Source organism: Clostridium sp. UBA5712 (genome assembly GCF_002419845.1).
Lineage (GTDB): Bacteria > Bacillota > Clostridia > Clostridiales > Clostridiaceae > Clostridium_J > Clostridium_J sulfidigenes.
Genome location: NZ_DIGW01000011.1, coordinates 115,039 through 133,780 on the forward strand (window position 1 = coordinate 115,039; position 18,742 = coordinate 133,780).

Here is an 18,742-nt window from a genome sequence, read left to right on the forward strand (position 1 = left end):
TACAGGAAATGCAAACAAATACAACTAAATATGTATTCTATAAGTGAAATACATATTTAGTAGTATTTTAAGTAGTTAACTATTTATTAATCAATATATTAGGATTAGCTTTTAATCCTGAATTATTTTTACATTCTATTATTCTCTTAATACTCCATCTCGGTTTTCTTAATAACTCATCCCTTTTTATGTTTATTACCCTATCTCCAATAATAGCTTTAATCTCATCATCCTTCACAATTATATCTATACCTGAAATAGAAATTCCACTTATATTTCCCTATTTATTAGTTACTTTTGTAGCTCCGTCATCACTTAATCTTTTGAGTTCTTTCCATAATCTAAATTCATCTTTAGATTTTATAAAAAGTTCAGTAATTGTTAGAGAATTCTCAAGTAGATATTTTGAAGTATAAATAATATTGCGTATTGATTGGCCTTCTACTTTTATTTTTCTATCTAATTTTTTCCATTCTCCAATCTCAAATCTGTAGTATATTTCTTCTGATAATTTTGGTATATCCGTTATTTCAGATCGTTTAAGAATCTTTATTTCATTAATTTTCCCATAATAATACACTCCAGCTTCATGTCCAAATTCTTTCTTTGATTGAACTAATGCTACATATTCTATACTATGAATTCCTAAGTTAATGCTTTTCTTAGGAATATGATAGAATTTTTTATTTAGATTTACTTCAAGTTGTTCTTTACTTTTTAGGCTTCCAACCAATACATTTCTATTGTTAAAATATTCTTCTTTTAAGTACTCTTCTCTACCTATAGATTCAATAGCTCTTTCAAAGTTTGAGTAAGCCGATTCATTTATTAATTCATCTAAGAATCTTTCCATTAGTTTTGTTGATGAAGGTAGAAATGGTATTGCTCCTATGTTTACTTCTTCTATGCTTTTATAAAAATCATTTTTTTTAAATTCCTCTTCATTATTGTACGGAAATAATACGAATGCTCCAAATATACAATTTTTATTTGTTACTAGCCTATAGTTTTCTTTACTATTAAACACAATAGCATCCCTATATCTGTGCATTGTATTAATATCTTCTTCTTTCGGTCCAGTTGTACCATGAATTTTTTTATAGATTTCTGTATCATCTACTTTATATTTTGCATCGAAAATAAATTCATAAGCCTTTGATGATCCATCTTTATACATAGATAATATATTGTCTGGCTTTTGAGATACAGTTTTTGAACTTCTAGAAGAATTATAATAGATAGTAAACTGTTCCTTTGTTTTAGCATTTTCATAAGTAATTGAAGATTGAATACCCTTTTTTAAAGAGACAATAATTCCATTTCTATTTATTTTTAGAAGGTCAGAAGTTATTAGTTTGTATTTTTTCTGTAGTATACTTCCTATTTTAATAAAACACCAATACTCATATAAAAGTGAAATTTCTTTAATAGAAATAGAAAATATATTACTTTTTAAACATAACCCCTTTTGAAGCATTAAATAATATTTATATATTTCTTTATATCCACTCCCCATAGTAAATACTAATGAAAGATATGCTTCATTATATTTAGCAGTTATATTTCTAAACAAAGGTGTATTAAGCCTTATAGTAATCTCTTTATTAAATTTATGTAATTGATCTATCAATAATAAATTCTGACTCTTTTCTCCTCTTAAACTACTAACATTGATATTTTTATAAGACTTAATAAATTCTCCCACTTGAAATTTTATTCTTATTAAAATATACTTTAAAAGCCTATTTTCTTTAGTATTTAAAGTGATATGTTTCTCAATTTGAAGAGCTTCTGTAGGTATGTATCTTCCATGAACTTTTCTTATAATATCAGGTCTTTTTTCTAGCCATTTTATAGTTTCATTAGTTACCTTCTTAATTGCATGGTATTTAACTATATTACTTTTTTTCTGTAATTCATGATGTGGATTGCAAAGAACTATATCTACAGCTTTAATTAATTTGTCAAATACATAATTCAAAATACTATAAAACTCAGTACCACAACTATTAGTTCTATTATTTATTTCAGCTCCTAAATAAGTTCGTGCTAAAAACCCATAAGCTAAATTATAGATTTCATCATTAACATCTTTTAATATAGATTCATAATCTTCTTTATAACTTATTTTACTTGGATATACCTCTAGTCTACAACTTATTTTACATTCATTATTAACTTTAACATGTATATCTGTGAATCCTATGTCACCTCTAAAATTTATTATTCCACTTAGATCTTTTGATTTTTTAGTTATAGGAGTTATCTTATTTCTGATATTAATATTTTCATGATAAAACTCCACATTAGCATTATTTTTATTCTTTATAATTACTTCATAGTTAGAATATTCCTTAAGATAAAGTCTTTTATTATAACTAATTTCAGCTGCTTTATCATAAGTATCTATAATTATAGTATCTAAATCTGCTATACCAAAGTTCTGTCCTTTTATTACAAGCAATACATCCTTAGTTTCTACTGTTATAAGCTCATTATCAAATTTTATTTCTTCTATACTCTTAGTGATTTCTTTTATACTATCCCTAACATTATTGCCAGAAGGTTGTAAATCCATCACGATTAAACCTCCTAATCATGTAGATAACCTTTTTATTTGTATTACCATAAATAGATAATCCTTTAGTTTCCATTGATCTTATATCCTCTTCTTCCAAATACTCCTTGTTTGGAAATTTAACTTTATTAAATTCTTCAAACAATTTTATAAGAATTTCTAAGATCTCACTGCTACTACCACTAATCTTAGGTAAAATTTTTTGAAGTATAGCTAAATCAAAAGCTTCATCAAAACTCATTAACTCCTCATTCGTTGAATAAATCATATAGAATATAATCTCATCTCTTACCCTATATCCAAAATGAGCGTTATATTGCTCGAGAACCTTATTTATACTAATTAATTTCTGAATAACTTTTTCTACAATATCTTTATGTTCCTTACACTCTGATATTTTTAAAAAATCTGATTTCAAAAAATCATTATTATATATTGTAATTGAATTTTCTTCACCATTCATATTTAAATTTTCATTATCAAAATTGTAATTTAAATCAATAGTATTAAACTCAATAGTATTAGCTCTATCTAAAACTTTTTTGCTAAATGGAAAGGTTGTCTCATCCATATTAACAGTTCCTATAATATATAAATTCTCTGGTAAATATACATCCCCATAAGAAGTTTCGGCATTTGCATCTCTTCCGATTTGTTCCTTGCTTAATAGACTATTAGTTATAATTTCGCCATCTTCATTTTTTCTCCTAGTTTCCATCAGCGATAATACATCGCTAAAATAATACTCCACTCTAGCCAGATTCATCTCATCTAAACATACAAAATATGATAATGAAGGTTTTTTCATGGCTTCATAAGCAACTCTAGTAATTATTCCTGGGGTAAATTTGCTTTCTATGTTTCTATATCCCAATAGATCAGTAGCATCAGACCAATCTGGCTTTATTGGTACCAATTTAAATCTTTCATTTTCAGTAGTAGCTCCGATAGAATTAGCAAATAGCTCTACGAGCTTACTCTTTCCTGTTCCTGAGATTCCAGATAATATTACAAAAGGTTTGGTTTTTAATGATAAATAAAAATTTTTAATAAGTTTTGCATCATAAGTAAATCCTTGACTTGATATATAAGAATTTATTCTATTAATTGCTTCTGATATATTTTCGCATTTTATTATCTCTTCATCCTTATTTAACTCATCGCTATTTTCTATATCATCATCATTATTTTCATAAGTATCTTCATCTGATTTACTAACTAGTTTAATATTAAAAGTATCTATGGAATCTCCTTTATAAAATTCTATGTATTCACTATATTCCTCTGGAATTTTACTAGGTTTTTTTCCTGTTTCATCAATATACTTCATTATATAATCATAACTTATCTCTAATCTATTTCTTAATAAATCTAATAATAATTTATTACTATATAGCAGTTGTATTGTAACTCCATTTCTAGCCTTTGAATTTGGCCATCTTACCGTAGCTTTGTACTTTTTATCCTCTAATACAAGTTCTATCTTAACTTGCATTCCTTTATTTAATTTCTTCGATAAATTATTTAAAAAGCCTTGATGATATCTTTGAGGTATTGTAGTTCCTTTAGTAAACCCACTGTAATCTGTCCTTTTTCTGCCAATAAAGTTTTTATCATTAGTTTCCTTATTACTCCATGAATCTGACTTAATTTTACTCATAGTTCTCTATACTCCATTTACTAAATATTATTTTAATTCATTTTAGATACTTTATTTTTATGTTAATATTTCTAATTATCTCACTTAATCTTCTTTAAGTTAAATCTTTATAATTATGTTGAGAGTTAGTCTAAGTAATCAATAATAGTTTGTCTACCCTTAGTTAATTCTTTATTGTTATATCTATCTTTATTTTACCACCCTAAACTCCACTGCTCAATAAAGATATACCATTTCCGCAATATTTTACCTCAGTTTTACTTATAACTGCATAAAAAAACAGCAGAATTCTTAAATTCTACTGCTTTTTCTCTGTATTTTCTCTTCTTATATTCATACCTTATTAATATCCTTAATATTACACATATAATTATAATCAAGTTTATTATATTAAGTAAAATATTCCTTTGTATTATCTCTTAATTAATTATCTAAGTTCAATAATTTTCCTGTTTTCTTCTCATAGTTTTTTATAACTTTTTCTGGAATCAATCCTAGAAAGTAATCTTCTATAAGCTCCCAAATCTTTTCGTTCGTGAATCCACCTTCAAATATATAAGTTAACATTTGTACTGAAATTTCATGTCTTTCTCCTACAATTTCTAACAATCTATTTTTATATCTTCTTGGTTTTTCAATTATTTCTTTCAAGGTTTTGGTTTGGTTAATATAAATATATATTCGGCTATTTTTACCTCCAAGTGCTTTAAATACTAATATATCTAGAGTTTCAAGGATACCAAGTATAAGTAAAGTTTCCTTAAATCCTTTATTAGTACCATCATCAATTAGATAGAGATTTCCTTTATTAGTATTTTTAACAACATTATTAAATATACCTTCTATCCATCTAAAGAATCCAATTGACCCTCTATCAAATTTATAGTTATATTCTCCACTCCTTAATTCTTTTCTAATTAATACTTTACCTTGAGTACTTTTACTGAAATCTCTTTGATATACAGTCATTGCTGAAATCGTTGTTTCAACTATGCTCTTTGCCTTATATATTTATTTTCATTTTGATTTAAGCCAATCTATATTCAAATGAATTACTCTGTATTTTAATATTTCCAGTTCTTAAATTTCTATTTAAGAACTCTCTTGCATACGGTTGTAAGTTATATGCAAATGCACAGTAATCATACCTATTAGTATTACTCATGTTTGAAGCTAAATATATTATCCATTTATTTTCTAATGGTGTCTTTCGTCCATCTGAATATTCTATATACCCTGATGATTTAAAAGTATTATTGTTTTTATCATAGAAAACTTCGATAAGCAATTCCATCTCATCTGCACTCATTTCATTCTTCATATATTTAATACCTATTCTTTTTTCATTAATTATTCTTCTAACAATAAATTTACCCACAAATCCTAGAATACTGGACATATAATATGCTGATGTTATTATCAAGCATAAACTAATATACATTTGATACTTATCTCTAATTTCTGACAGTTTTAAGTATGTTAATACATCTTGAGGTAACGCAGTAATAATTAAAGTTGCACAAAATAGAATTCCTACTACTTCTTTTATTTTTAACTTTTCTACTATTGATTTAATTAAATCCATTTCTCCCCCTATGTTTATAATTAAAATAACTCTCCATTAAACGCCCTTTGCATTAATGAATTAAAGTTATTCTCTAATTCTTTTAAACTATTCTCCATTTCAAATTTCAATTTACCGACTTCTTTAACAAAGTCCTCGAATTGATTTTGTATCTGTATTGGTGGTACAACAACCTTTATTTCTGATATTCCTGTTTGATTTACCGTATATTGACCAGCTGATGTTTTTAACTTATCCTTCATTTGTAATTTTCCATATGGACTATTTAACATTGTACTTACAAAACAATTATTTATAATACTATTATCAAATCTAACCCTTATTATATGGTCGTTATGAAAAACCTTTTCTCCAATATCTTTGTAATAGGCACATCTTCCAACATTATAAGGATTACCATTTACTCTAGCAAATAAAAAATCTCCATTTTTTAGCCAATATCGTTTTTCTTCACTTTCTGTTAATTTAATTCTATTTACAGAAGTATAATCTAAATATCCATCTTGTAATTCAACTAATCTTAATACAATATTTCCGTCTAAATCATTTCCTCTACGAGCTAATCCATTATTGGCTAATAAAATTACCTCTTTTAATTCTTTTATTTGCCATCCTTTAGGATTTAAAAATGGGTCCCCAAACATCTCGATAAATTTTGATTTAACTAATTCATCTAATAACTTAATAGCTTTTTTTCTTTTTTCTATGGTATTTTCAACCTTTTCTAAAACTTCAACTATTTTTATTTGTATTTCTAGTGTTGGTAACATCATCTTAAAATCAATAAACTTCTTAGATACACCTCCAACTGTAGCTCCTCTAAAATCGTTCATTATCTTATTTTGTCCTAAAGAACTTCTTAGGTAATAAGAAAGGTACCTGCTATTCAGTTCTGTTTTAGTTCTTAATAAGAATACATGTTCATTTATACAGGCCTCTTTCAATGGGAATTCATCATTTACATATGCTACTTTTCCTGTAGTAGCCCCATCTTTTACAATTAATACATCTCCTAGTTTTATAATCCCATTTTTCATTTTCTCATAAAACTCTCTTGGAACATACTTTAACTTTTCACACTTTATATTAAATCCACCATTACTATCAATATGCTCTCCTCCTAAACTTGGAACACCTTCCGATATTGCTCCTCCTTTAGGGCGTTTACCAGATTCAATTTCGACAATATAATCTTTAAGATTAACTTCAATCCAATAATTATTATAATTCTTTAACTTCATACTACTCCACCATTTCCTTTAACTTAGCTATACCACCTAAAATTGATTTTTCTAAAGCTTCAATCTTGTCTAAAATAACCTTTGGTTTTTCATATACTACTTCTTCATATTCAACTTCTTTATACTTATTTATAGAAAGATCATAACCATTGCTAGCTATCTCTTCTTTTTCAACCCAGAACCACATATCTTCTTTAGTTGGTTCAATTGTACTATCTTCCTTAATAGCTTTCCATTTTTCAATAATATCTGGAATATCTCCATTATCATCTAATTTATTTCTCTTATCATCTAGAGAGAAACCATCACTTTGCATATCATAGAACCATACCTTATTTGTCTCTCCACCTTTAGTGAATATAAGAACAGCTGTGCTTACTCCTGCATATGGCTTAAATACTCCTGATGGCATTGATATTACACCTTCTAGTGCATTTTCTTCTACTAAGTTTTTTCTAATATCCTTATGGGCTTTACTAGAACCAAATAGTACTCCATCTGGAACTATAACTGCACACCTTCCACCTAAATCTAATATTCTATTTATAAGCTTCATAAATAAAAGTTCAGTTTTAGTTGTCTTAGCTCCTTTTGCTAGAGTAGGATTTATATCACCTTCATCTATACTACCTTTAAAAGGTGGATTTGCTAGTACCAATGTATATTTATTTTCTTCTTCATATCTCTTTGACATTGTATCCATTTGTCTAACATCAGGGTTATCAATACTATGAAGCATTAGATTCATTGAAGCTATTCTAACCATTGAAGGATCAAAATCAAATCCATAGAACATCTCATTTCTAAAATGTTCCCAATCCTCATTACTCATCATATCTCCAATTCTGTTATGAAGAATTCCTTCTTCATCTTTAAATATACTTTCTGGTCTTGTATATTTTTCAAGTATATATTCTAAGGAGTTTACAAGAAATCCAGCTGTCCCACATGCAGGATCACATATCTTATCTTCTGATGTTGGATCCATTAACTCTACCATCATTCTTATTATGTGTCTTGGTGTTCTAAACTGACCATTCACACCTGATGTTGCTAATTTTGATAATAAGTATTCATATAAATCGCCCTTAGTATCTGCATCATCCATATTAATTCCATCTATAATTCTAACTGATTCTTGCAATAATGATGGCTTTGGTATCAAAAAAACAGCATCCTTCATTTCAGCTGTAAAGCTTGATTCTTCGCCACCCATTAACTTTATTGCTGGAAATACTTTTTGAGATACTACTTCAAACATCTTCTCTACTTCTAAATGCTTAAATTGACTCCACTTTAATAATTCCCAATTAAAATTAGAATTCTCTTCATTATTTTTTTCGTTTAGCTTATAATTTAATTCTTTAAAAATTGAGTTATGAGATCTACCTATTCTATTTGCTCTTTTTTCATTAGCATTATCTATATCATCTAATCTTTTTATAAATAATAAATATGAAATTTGTTCAATTACAGTCAGAGGATTAGAAATTCCTCCTGACCAAAATCCATTCCACAATTTATCTATTTTACTCTTTATTTCCGAATTTAACATTTTAAGTCCTCCCTAAATTTAAGATATATATGTTGCTTTAAATGGAGCAATTAAATCAAATACTTCATCAGCCATTCTTCCAAAAATTCCATCTACCCCATTAGGATTAAATGATGTATACGGTGGTGCAAATAAGGCTGCAAAAGATATCCCTTTATTTTTAGCAATATCATTTTTAATTAACTCCAAAGTTTTAATTTGTGTAGAATTCATCTTATTATGATGCTTTTGTATAAATTCTTCAAATATTTTATTTAACTCAATCTCATCTATACCAACAAACTTTCTAATAATACCAACAATATCTTCTTTATCTATATCTGTTTTACTTGAAAGCTCATCTATACTATAAACAAAATCTTCTCCAAAAATCGAATAAATTCCATCTATTTCAACTTCTGATAGTTTATCACCTTTTCTAATTTTATGAATTATAATTTGATCCTTTAATTTATCTTCTATGGCAGACTTTACTCTTTTCTCATACGGCTCCATATTAGCACCATACAATACTGACCCTGCACTAACCTCTTTAATCATACTTCCAGTATCTTTTATATCAAATACTACAAAACTACTAGCTGTTGCCCCTTTATGTTTCATAAGATCTCTTAAATCAATCCTAATTTTTTCAAGTTTTTCATAACTTAATTCTTCCCATCCTGATGGATCTAATAATGATTTTACTAGTTCTCTCTTTCCATCAAATTGATTAATATTAAGTTTTAGCATTGCTAATTTCTCCATTGTAGTATTAATCTCTCTTATTAATCCATCCTTATCATTAGATTCAAAATATTGAAGTATTCTATAAATAGAATTATCAAAGGCAATTGCATCAGAGTTATCCCTAGCTTCTATCCATTGAATTAATGGCGCTATTTCTAACTTTAACTTTTTAATAAAATCCTCACTTAAGTGACTCCAATATTCTTCTTTTTTAACTTGCTCTATCTTCTTTCTATTTTTCTTTATTTCTATACTTTCAGTTGGTAGTTCTGAAATATCTTTTTTTATTTTCTCTACAAACTCATCACAAATATCACTTTCTCGCTTCGTCTTATATGTTTCTAACAATTTACACATAAACTCAAATCTTACTTGCATAGATGTTTTTTGAGGTTTTGGTATAAATCCTTTAGGATTCATTTCGAAGAACTCAAAGTTTTTATAACAATCAAAAATCGCAAATTCACTTTTCTCTAATCCATCACCAAATAAGTTATCACATCTTCTTGTTCCTCTACCTATCATTTGCCAGAACTTAACCTTTGAATAAATAGGCTTAGCAAATACCAAGTTAACAATTTCTGGTACATCTATTCCTGTATCTAATAAATCAACAGAAATTGCTATTCTAGGAAACTCTTCATTTTTGAAATCCTCTATAAGTCTTTCCTTATCTTTAACTCCAGAATATATTACTGCTGTAAGCTTCCCCTTGTATTGTGGGTACATTTCATTAAATAAAGAATCTAATAAATTAGCATGTCCTTTAGATTTCGCAAATATTATTGTTTTCCCTATGTGGTCTCCAACTTTTATACCATTATCCATTAAGGTTTTTAAAATGTATCTATTTGTATCTTTATTGGTAACCTTTTTCTCAAGTTCCTCTTTAGTGAACTCTATTTCATCACCATCATAACCTTCTTCATCAACTTGTTGCTTCTGTTCCTCTGTCATTTGACTATATTTAATTCCTTTTCTTAAGAAATCAGTTGTTGCATCAATTACTCTAGGCTCAATAAGATATGGTGGTATATGACTCCATGCTTGATCTACTGAAAAATTAAAAGTAGGATCTTCTGTATCACAATTGAATAAATCGAAAGTATTACGTTCTATAAAATCTACTGGTGTAGCTGTAAGTCCTATTATATTTGAGTCAAAATACTCTAAGATATCTCTATAAGTCTTATATATACTTCTATGAGATTCATCACATATTACCAGGTCAAAGAATCCTACACTAAATTTGCTATAATAGTTGATCATAGTTTGATATGTTGAAAAGTATAATGTAGCTTCTCTATTATCAGCATTTTTACCAGTAAATCTACATGATATTTGCTCAGGCATAAACGTCTTGAAACTATTTTTATCTTCTTTAGCTTGTTTTACAAGTTCATCTCTATCAGCTAAAAATAAAACTCTTTTAACAAAATTAGCTTCCATTAAACCTTTAGTTAATGCTATAACAGTTCTTGTTTTCCCTGTTCCAGTTGCCATTACTAAAAGTGCTTTTCTATATCCATTGGAGTATTTTTCATAAACTCTTTTTATTCCTTCTATTTGATATGGTCTACCAGCAATATTCTTATCTATTTCAATTTTATTTAAATCTTTTTTGTATTTATTTTTGAAATATAATTCCTCTAAATCATCTAATGTATAGAACCCCCAAATTTGTCTTGGTTCACTATGTCTATCATCCCACATATAGATTTCATATCCATTAGTATAAAAAACTACTGGTCTTATACTATAATCTCTTTCTATTGTATTGGCATACTCTACAGCTTGTTGTCTCCCTATAATTGGGTCAACAGAAGATTTCTTTGCCTCTACAACTGCTACAGGCTTTCCTTTCTTATTAAATAATACATAGTCAGCAAAACCTTTTTTACCTTGGTCTTTATGATTTTCTAACGGTAGTTCTAATTTTACTAGCTCTTTATTATTAATATCCCACCCTGCATCCTTTAGCATTATATCAATAAGTTTCTTTCTAGTTTCAGCTTCATTTAGATTTAGCGTTTCTTCTACTTCTCTTTCAATCTTCTTATCTTCTTGAGTTTCAGTAATTCCTTTTCGTTCTTCTTTAACAGAGTTGACTTCTTTTGTATGATTCTCTTTAATTTCTTCTTTTTCACTAGCATAATCCTCAATGTTATATACTGGAGCCTTAGTGCTTTTAGGCTTTGGCACTTTAAAAGTTAATGGCTTTATAGATGTATCTTTCGTAACTTTTATATAAAACCATGCTGCAACCTTATACATTGAAACTAAGCATTCTAGAGCATCCTTTTTATTTTCATATCCTTGATGATTAGCCTTATTTCCATAACGTCTTACTATGTCAAATAAATCTGGAATAGCTCCATTAATTTTTGTATTTCTCAAAAGTTTAATTTTATCATCCTGAGTTGCAAATCTATCTACATCTATCCTTAGAGCTACCAGTATATAATCTATTATTTGTTCCCCAAACATACGAATCTTAAGCATAGACGCATTATTATCTTTATGAATATAACTCTCAGCTTGTACACCTAACTTAGCTAAAGAAGGCCATTTCTTACTTAAAAAATTAAAATTAGACATCGCAATTTCCCCCACCAAATTCTATTACTATAAAACATATATAGTAAATTAATATTTTAACTTACTAGCTAATCTTACATATTAAAACACTTTATAATATGATTTTACAGTATTTATTTATATTTAGCTATATAAATAAACTGTCATCTGATGAATATGATGTTTATTGTTAGATACATTAAAGAGGTTTTATTTCAGAAATAAAAAATCCCTACAGCACTTAAATGTGTTGTAGGGGAATAATGAACATGAATATTATTTTTCATCATTCATTATCCATATTAAAAAAATTGTATTGAATTATTCGTAATCCATTTAAGTTAAATTTTATAATATATCTAGAATTCCTTTATTGTGTAATTTATATATTTAAAATTTATATTACATCCAAATATTTTTGGCAAATAACTAAAATTATGTGAAATAGATGCCTTAACAAAAAATATATATTCTTTATCTTCTGCTTTCAAAATTATTTCTCCTTTATCTATGTCATCAATATTATAATATAAATTAATTAATGATTCTTTATCGGAATATAAATCAAATCTTACAAAAATAAATGGTGATTTGATTTTAATATCATTTTCATTATATTCATTTCGTATACAATAGTCTGAAAAAAACTTATGTAAAATCACATTTTGAGTTGCATTTATGAACAATTCTGCTATTTCGATAGCTTCCCTTGCTTCATTTTCTTTTGATATTATATACTCATGTTCTAGTTTATTTCTAAATCTTCTTATTTTAGATATCAAAAATGCTGGTGCTATCTCTAATGCCTGTATAAATCGTAATTTAAACGAAAGTTCACTATTGTATATCAAGCTTCCTTCAAAGTTATTAATTATCACCTTTACACTTGGATATCTTAATTCATTAAAATTTAAATAATCAAATCCCAAATATGATATAATCCAATCTACCTGACAATCTATAGCGCGCTTTGAATTACTTAATACTCCTACTAGTCCCCTATTATCTAAATTTTCATAATCAGCCTTCGCAAACCTAAAAAAATCTTCTGGCTTTAGATCGAAATCTATACCATCACTATAACAGGTTCCATCTTTTCATATATAAAAATTACTCCAATTAATTTTGATTTTTAATCTATCCAAGCTCATATTCTTCTCCATATTTATATCATTGACTAAATAATTTTCTTTCCTAAAATTTCTACATAATATAATTTAGCCATTTGTTTAGCCCTGTCTTTTATTATTTGTTCATCCCAAACTTTAATATGATTATAATCTTGTCTAAAGTTTGAAACATATTTATAAGATGACTCCCCATATATATTTATTTTTTCAATAATATCCTTGTCTTCAGCTTTATTATTTATATTTTCCTCTAATAATATAAGGTTCCCAATATTTAAAGTACATGTTCTATTAGTATCTTCACCTAATATATGTTCAATTGATCCATTTATATGACATACATCTAAATTTGAATAATGCTTCTCTATATTATTTAAAACATATTTAGATAGCATATTAGATTGATTTTTGTGTTTAGAGTATTCTAACTTGATAAACTCCTGCTCAAACTCTTCATAACTCGGAAATGTAGCATCTAAGTTTTCTTTTAACTCATCTATAATTTTATTAGCAACTTGTTTATCTTTAGCTTTATTTAATTTAATTGCAAATTTTGAATACTTTCCTTCTAATGCATTTGATCTCTTTGTACATAAGGCATTATATGTGAAGTGAAACCCATGTAAATATATTAATATTTCCTTAAACTTTTTATTTGTTAATATATCTCTGTTTATTCTTGCATCAAACAATGCTAATAGCAATACTCTTATCTGCTTTATATTAAAATAATCATTTAAGTATTTTAGATTTTCAATAATATACATATATTGCTTTTTATTTTCATAATCATCAGTTAATGGACAAATTATCTTTACATATAAATCAGCCATTTTTTCTAGTTCTTCTAAAAACTCTTTATACTTTTCTTCTTTTATTGTCTTTATGAATTCCTTATATAGCTGATCATCTTTAACTTTTTTATATTTTGATATCCAGTAATGTCTAAAAAATGTTGAAAACTCAACTCGTTCTTTTCTTGATACTAATTTATTTTTAATATTTTTCCAAATGTTATTTGCATGATCAGTTGGCTCTACTGTATCTAAATAATTAAAAATACTATTCTTTATTAAATCTATAGATTCTAGTTTTTTCCCTTTGGCATTTAATATTTCAAAAATAGAGTTAGCACTTTTTTTATCTTTTGTAGATATACATATAATGTTACTATTTAACAATTGATCTCTAATTACTTTTAATATATTTAAATACTCTATATTATCTAACTTAACATTTTTATTTACTTCTTTTAATTTCTTTATTAATTTATCTTCTTTTAATATATCAATAAAGTATTCATATGCTTCTTTTATTTTTTCTTGTTCTTCATCTATAGGTGCATTATTACATATTTCTTTCATTTGAATTAAATATTCAAAATAGTAATTAGTTGTGTCATTTTTTAATATCTTATAATCCTCTCCATTATCATCCTCTTTCATAATATATGTCCAAACTAAATTTCCTAACTTTTCATTACCTATATTGAAAAAACTCTTAGCTAATGCAGATAAAAATATAGTCATAGTTGTAATTCTTTGTTGTCCATCAATTACTTCAATATTTCTACCACTTTCATTAAAACTTCCAGCTAACAAAATAGTTCCAAAAAAATATTCACTACTAACTAATTCTTTTTCATTATTTGTACTAATTTCAGATAATATATCGTTCACAAACTCTGCTATTTCTTCCTTTCCCCATGAATAATCTCTCTGGTATCTAGGAATATATAATTGTTTGTTATTATATCCTAATACAGTTCTTATTTGCATATTATTATATTCAAAATTCATAAAAATCCCCCTAATTATTTCAACTCAGATGTAATTTACTCTTCATCATCTTCTTCATCATAAATATCAGTAATAGAATTATCATATACCTCATCTGAAGATAGAGATTGCCTATACTCTTCAGCAATCATTGTCTTTGTAACTCTGCTATAGGTTCTATATTTGTAACTAAAGCTTCTAATTCTTCAATTGAAATATAAAAAACTCTTTTCATAAATTAAGAACATTCTAGACATAACATGTTCAGTTTTATGGATAATACTAAGTTCATATTTCAAATATCAATCTATTAAAACATTCTTAATTCTATAGTATTTTGTTAGATTACATCAAATTCTTTCATCAAATCATATTTAAATTTAGATAAAGGTTTATTTAAAAAGCCTTCCTCTTCATAATCAAATAAAATTTTGATTATTTCTTTTTCGTTTAATATATCAGAATATAGATTAGCAAAATCTTTAAGATATCCATTATTATAAATATAAGCTTTTCTAATTGTTTGTTGTGCTAAGGAAATCATATTTTTATACTTATCTTCTAAATGGAATGTTTCTACTGATTCTTTTATACTATCTGCATTAATTTCATCTATATAATCAAATACTTCAATATTAAATTTCTCTGACAATCCATATAAATAATCAATGGTAATCACATCCTCATCTAAGTCAAAGTTTGTCTTGAATCTATATATTCTATGACTATCCATATAAGGATGAAAGTGTATTTTCTCTTGGATGTTTCTTCCCTTTTCTTGATTACAAGTTTTACATGAAGGTATAAGATTATAAATACTTAAGGCTAAATACTCATATCTTGATTTAGCAAAATAATGATCTATATCGCCATTAAATTTATTTGGTTTTAACCCATCTCCTTTATAATACACATCTATAAAGTTTCGATTACAATATGGACATGAATGAACGTCTAATGCATGAATAATTTTGGGCATTTGTGAGTTTCTGAGATTTTCATATCTATCCAGAAAAAATTTTTTTGATTTACTATTAACTTGTAACCCCTTCATTTTTTCACAGTACTCAAAATGCTTTTGAGGTACTGAAAAGAAAAAATCTTTTAACAACTTATAATCAGCTTTTTTATATTTAGAAATATCATTTTTCCAAAACAAGTATTTTTCTTCATCTTCAAATATAAGCTTTTGTAAAATAGCATCATTACTTATTACCTCTAAAAATTCCTTCAAATGATACTTGTAAAACCAATCCCAAAATATTTTTTCAATACTTTCTTTCTTATTTTCAAAATCAATCTTAATCATACTTTATCACCATTTAAAATTTCTTTTATCTTATTTAGTTTGGCTTCATTAGTTTCTGACTTTATTTGCTCTAACAAACTATTCTTCAACTTATAATTATTTTCTCTTTTTTTTCTATACATATCTTCAAGTTTTTTTCTTAATGGTAGCTCACCAATTGAATTTATTAAAAACCTTTCGTACCCTATATCATTTTCATCTTTGTTAAATCCTTTAATTAGCTGAACTATTTTATTATAAGAAAATTCACCTACTGTTTTTTCTAATATAAAGCTATCTTTTAAAATTTCATAAATATTTGCTGCAAAAGTATTATGAATTCTATCATTTTTTTTATTCATAGAATATATATTGATTTTACTCCCTTCTATACTTTTCATATTTTCTAAGCAATATATGTGTTCTGACATAACATCTGTTGCCATAAATGGAGAGTGTGTGGATAATACTATTTGAATATTTTGATTTTTGTATGGAGATATTTCATCACATAAAAATTTTATAAATCGTCTACTCCATTCAGGATGTAAACTTTTATCAGGTTCATCTAATAAAAGTATTAATAATTTATTTTTTTTGGATTTTGTTATTATATCAAATATTTTTGATAACAAATCTAAAAAATTATTTTCTCCTTCAGATAAATTAGAAATCTCAATTTGAAATCTCATACCTATATCACTATATTTTGTATTCAAATAATTATCATATATTCTAAAGACATTCATAACCTCCTCATCTATCTCTGAATTGCAACTAATAGATATATTTCTTTTATGAAAATATTGGTCTTTTAATAAATTTAAAGCGTTTATAAAATCTTCAATAGCTATTTGATATCTACTTTCTGAACCTAGTGCAATTTCACTTTCCATTCTTGAATACAGATATCTACTTGTAAACATTAACTTATCATAGTTTTTTAATGTTATATCTTCCTTATAATAATTTATTACCTTAATTAAATTTTCATATTCCCTCGTCTTATTTAATAAAGCTCCGAAAAGAGATTTAGAATTAGACTGTATATATTCTCTCTTCTTTAAATTATTTAGAAATTCAACGTGTTTATAATTAGAAAGATCAATATTAATTCCTTTACTATTTCTCTTTTTTGTAGGATTACTATCTATCATGTTGCAAATACCATTTACAAATTGATGAATAATATAACTTGATAATGTATCTAAAATGAATGATTCCTTGTATATCTTTTTACTATTTTCAAGTTTGGCTTTGTCATCTATTGAATTATCATTTGATAATTTTATAATATTTCTTCTATCTGCTTTATCCATATATAATGTTTTTTCTAAATATTTAATCCAATTTTCCATGTCTTTATTATTTTTTTCATATAGTAAACTATATTCAAAATTTGTAGTAATTTTTATAGCTGCTGATGCTCCACAAAAATATAAGTCATTACAACTATTTAAATAATTAATAAACTTATATTGCATCTCTTTACTGGCGCTTAAATAATACCTTCTTTTGCATAAGTAATCATCATATTCATAGTTTTCTTCATCTTTTCCGATATAGGAGTTTCTTATATCTAATCTTTTACTATAACTATTTGATATATAATTTACCCCTATTTCTTCGCCTATTCTATATCCAAGCGGCGAATATTGACGAAAAAAGTGTTCTACAACTTGAAAATTACTATTCTCCTTTTTAACTATCAATCCCATAGGAACTTTGTAAAAAGGATTATTAATTTTATCGAAATTGAAATTTGTTAAATTATTCTTAAATAACTTCGTTATTTTATCCTCTGAACCTATATTGTCCATAACTTCAATTCCAAAATAATCTCCTCGTATGTGATAAAGTATAAAATAGCTGTCAACAATTTCACTTCTGGATTTACCTTTTCTTTTTATTGATTCATTACATCTATCATGTCTATTCATTCCTAGTATATCTAATATTGTTGATTTTCCAGAGCCATTCTTACCAAGTAACATAGTGATATTTTTAATATTATTAGGATATAATTCATTCATATAAGATACTTTATTCTCAATAATTAATTTTTTATTCATAATTTTCACATGAAAATTAGGTGAAAAATTAATTTCTTGATTTTTCAATATATTATTATACTTTTCTATATATAAATATATAAGTTCCATTCATTCTCACACCAATCATTAATTTTCCATTATATATATTGTCGACATATTAAAATAAAAATAATTAGTAAATATATAAATTAAATATCATACAATTATAATATACTTTCAAAAGAATACTCTTTATTATGATACATTATTTTTACCTATTAAAACAATTTCTCACAATTTATTTCAATATCTAAGGATATTTTTGTGAATGATATCTTACTATATTCTTCCTACTTCAACTTACGCTTTTTTTATCATAGAAATTAAGGTCAAATACTTCAATGAAACATCATTACTTTTAAGAAACTTATTTATTTTCCATATTTAGATCATAGCTTTTTAAACAGTCACCTTGCCGGTTTATACACCATTGATCTTAATATATTCTACCTTCTTCATCAGCGTAAATATCCATAAGGAATTTCATTAATGTATTTTTATTACTAACTAACATATAATTTTCTCTCG

The 18,742-nt window shown here is 26.0% G+C and carries 12 protein-coding genes; all 12 read right to left on the minus strand.

What is annotated here, in order from left to right; translation table 11 throughout:
* Positions 1-79 precede the first annotated feature (79 nt).
* On the minus strand, positions 80-238 hold the full coding sequence (locus B3B03_RS06850) for a hypothetical protein (RefSeq protein WP_346876821.1): 159 nt from the start codon (positions 236-238) through the stop codon (positions 80-82).
* Positions 239-280: 42 nt separating this feature from the next.
* Complete coding sequence (locus B3B03_RS06855; protein ID WP_346877181.1) at positions 281-2,578, minus strand: DUF2357 domain-containing protein; 2,298 nt, start codon at positions 2,576-2,578, stop codon at positions 281-283.
* Positions 2,553-4,238, minus strand: coding sequence for an McrB family protein (locus B3B03_RS06860; RefSeq protein WP_346876822.1), 1,686 nt, complete (start codon positions 4,236-4,238; stop codon positions 2,553-2,555). Before B3B03_RS06860 ends, B3B03_RS06855 begins: the two co-directional genes overlap by 26 nt.
* A 423-nt stretch (positions 4,239-4,661) precedes the next feature.
* Complete coding sequence (locus B3B03_RS06865; protein ID WP_346876823.1) at positions 4,662-5,207, minus strand: hypothetical protein; 546 nt, start codon at positions 5,205-5,207, stop codon at positions 4,662-4,664.
* 58 nt (positions 5,208-5,265) lie between these two features.
* Positions 5,266-5,823 carry a super-infection exclusion protein B gene (locus B3B03_RS06870; RefSeq protein ID WP_346876824.1) on the minus strand — a complete coding sequence of 186 codons (558 nt, stop codon included), beginning with the start codon at positions 5,821-5,823 and terminating at the stop codon, positions 5,266-5,268.
* A 20-nt stretch (positions 5,824-5,843) separates the two neighbouring features.
* Entirely contained in the window at positions 5,844-7,064 is a 1,221-nt protein-coding gene (locus B3B03_RS06875) for a restriction endonuclease subunit S (RefSeq protein WP_346876825.1), read from the minus strand.
* Between the two features lies 1 nt (position 7,065).
* A complete protein-coding gene (locus B3B03_RS06880; RefSeq protein ID WP_346876826.1) occupies positions 7,066-8,619 on the minus strand; it encodes an N-6 DNA methylase in 1,554 nt (517 codons plus the stop codon).
* Positions 8,620-8,637: 18 nt separating this feature from the next.
* The gene (locus B3B03_RS06885; RefSeq protein ID WP_346876827.1) at positions 8,638-11,946 is read right to left on the minus strand and encodes a DEAD/DEAH box helicase family protein; all 3,309 of its coding nucleotides are present in this window, start codon (positions 11,944-11,946) and stop codon (positions 8,638-8,640) included.
* Between the two features lie 338 nt (positions 11,947-12,284).
* Positions 12,285-12,854 (minus strand): hypothetical protein, encoded by a 570-nt coding sequence (locus B3B03_RS06890; RefSeq protein ID WP_346876828.1) that lies wholly within the window; start codon positions 12,852-12,854, stop codon positions 12,285-12,287.
* Between the two features lie 248 nt (positions 12,855-13,102).
* The gene (locus B3B03_RS06895; protein ID WP_346876829.1) at positions 13,103-14,854 is read right to left on the minus strand and encodes a DUF262 domain-containing protein; all 1,752 of its coding nucleotides are present in this window, start codon (positions 14,852-14,854) and stop codon (positions 13,103-13,105) included.
* Between the two features lie 319 nt (positions 14,855-15,173).
* The gene (locus B3B03_RS06900; RefSeq protein ID WP_346876830.1) at positions 15,174-16,142 is read right to left on the minus strand and encodes an HNH endonuclease; all 969 of its coding nucleotides are present in this window, start codon (positions 16,140-16,142) and stop codon (positions 15,174-15,176) included.
* Positions 16,139-18,283, minus strand: a complete 2,145-nt coding sequence (locus B3B03_RS06905) for an AAA family ATPase (RefSeq protein WP_346876831.1) — start codon at positions 18,281-18,283, stop codon at positions 16,139-16,141. Before B3B03_RS06905 ends, B3B03_RS06900 begins: the two co-directional genes overlap by 4 nt.
* Positions 18,284-18,742: the final 459 nt, after the last annotated feature.

Coding starts and splice junctions, on each gene's coding strand:
- B3B03_RS06870 (WP_346876824.1), bottom strand. CDS start 5,823: ATGGATTTAATTAAATCAATAGTAGAAAAGTTAAAAATAAAAGAAGTA.
- B3B03_RS06880 (WP_346876826.1), bottom strand. CDS start 8,619: ATGTTAAATTCGGAAATAAAGAGTAAAATAGATAAATTGTGGAATGGA.
- B3B03_RS06860 (WP_346876822.1), bottom strand. CDS start 4,238: ATGAGTAAAATTAAGTCAGATTCATGGAGTAATAAGGAAACTAATGAT.
- B3B03_RS06900 (WP_346876830.1), bottom strand. CDS start 16,142: ATGATTAAGATTGATTTTGAAAATAAGAAAGAAAGTATTGAAAAAATA.
- B3B03_RS06885 (WP_346876827.1), bottom strand. CDS start 11,946: ATGTCTAATTTTAATTTTTTAAGTAAGAAATGGCCTTCTTTAGCTAAG.
- B3B03_RS06875 (WP_346876825.1), bottom strand. CDS start 7,064: ATGAAGTTAAAGAATTATAATAATTATTGGATTGAAGTTAATCTTAAA.
- B3B03_RS06855 (WP_346877181.1), bottom strand. CDS start 2,578: ATGGATTTACAACCTTCTGGCAATAATGTTAGGGATAGTATAAAAGAA.
- B3B03_RS06865 (WP_346876823.1), bottom strand. CDS start 5,207: ATGACTGTATATCAAAGAGATTTCAGTAAAAGTACTCAAGGTAAAGTA.
- B3B03_RS06905 (WP_346876831.1), bottom strand. CDS start 18,283: ATGGAACTTATATATTTATATATAGAAAAGTATAATAATATATTGAAA.
- B3B03_RS06895 (WP_346876829.1), bottom strand. CDS start 14,854: ATGAATTTTGAATATAATAATATGCAAATAAGAACTGTATTAGGATAT.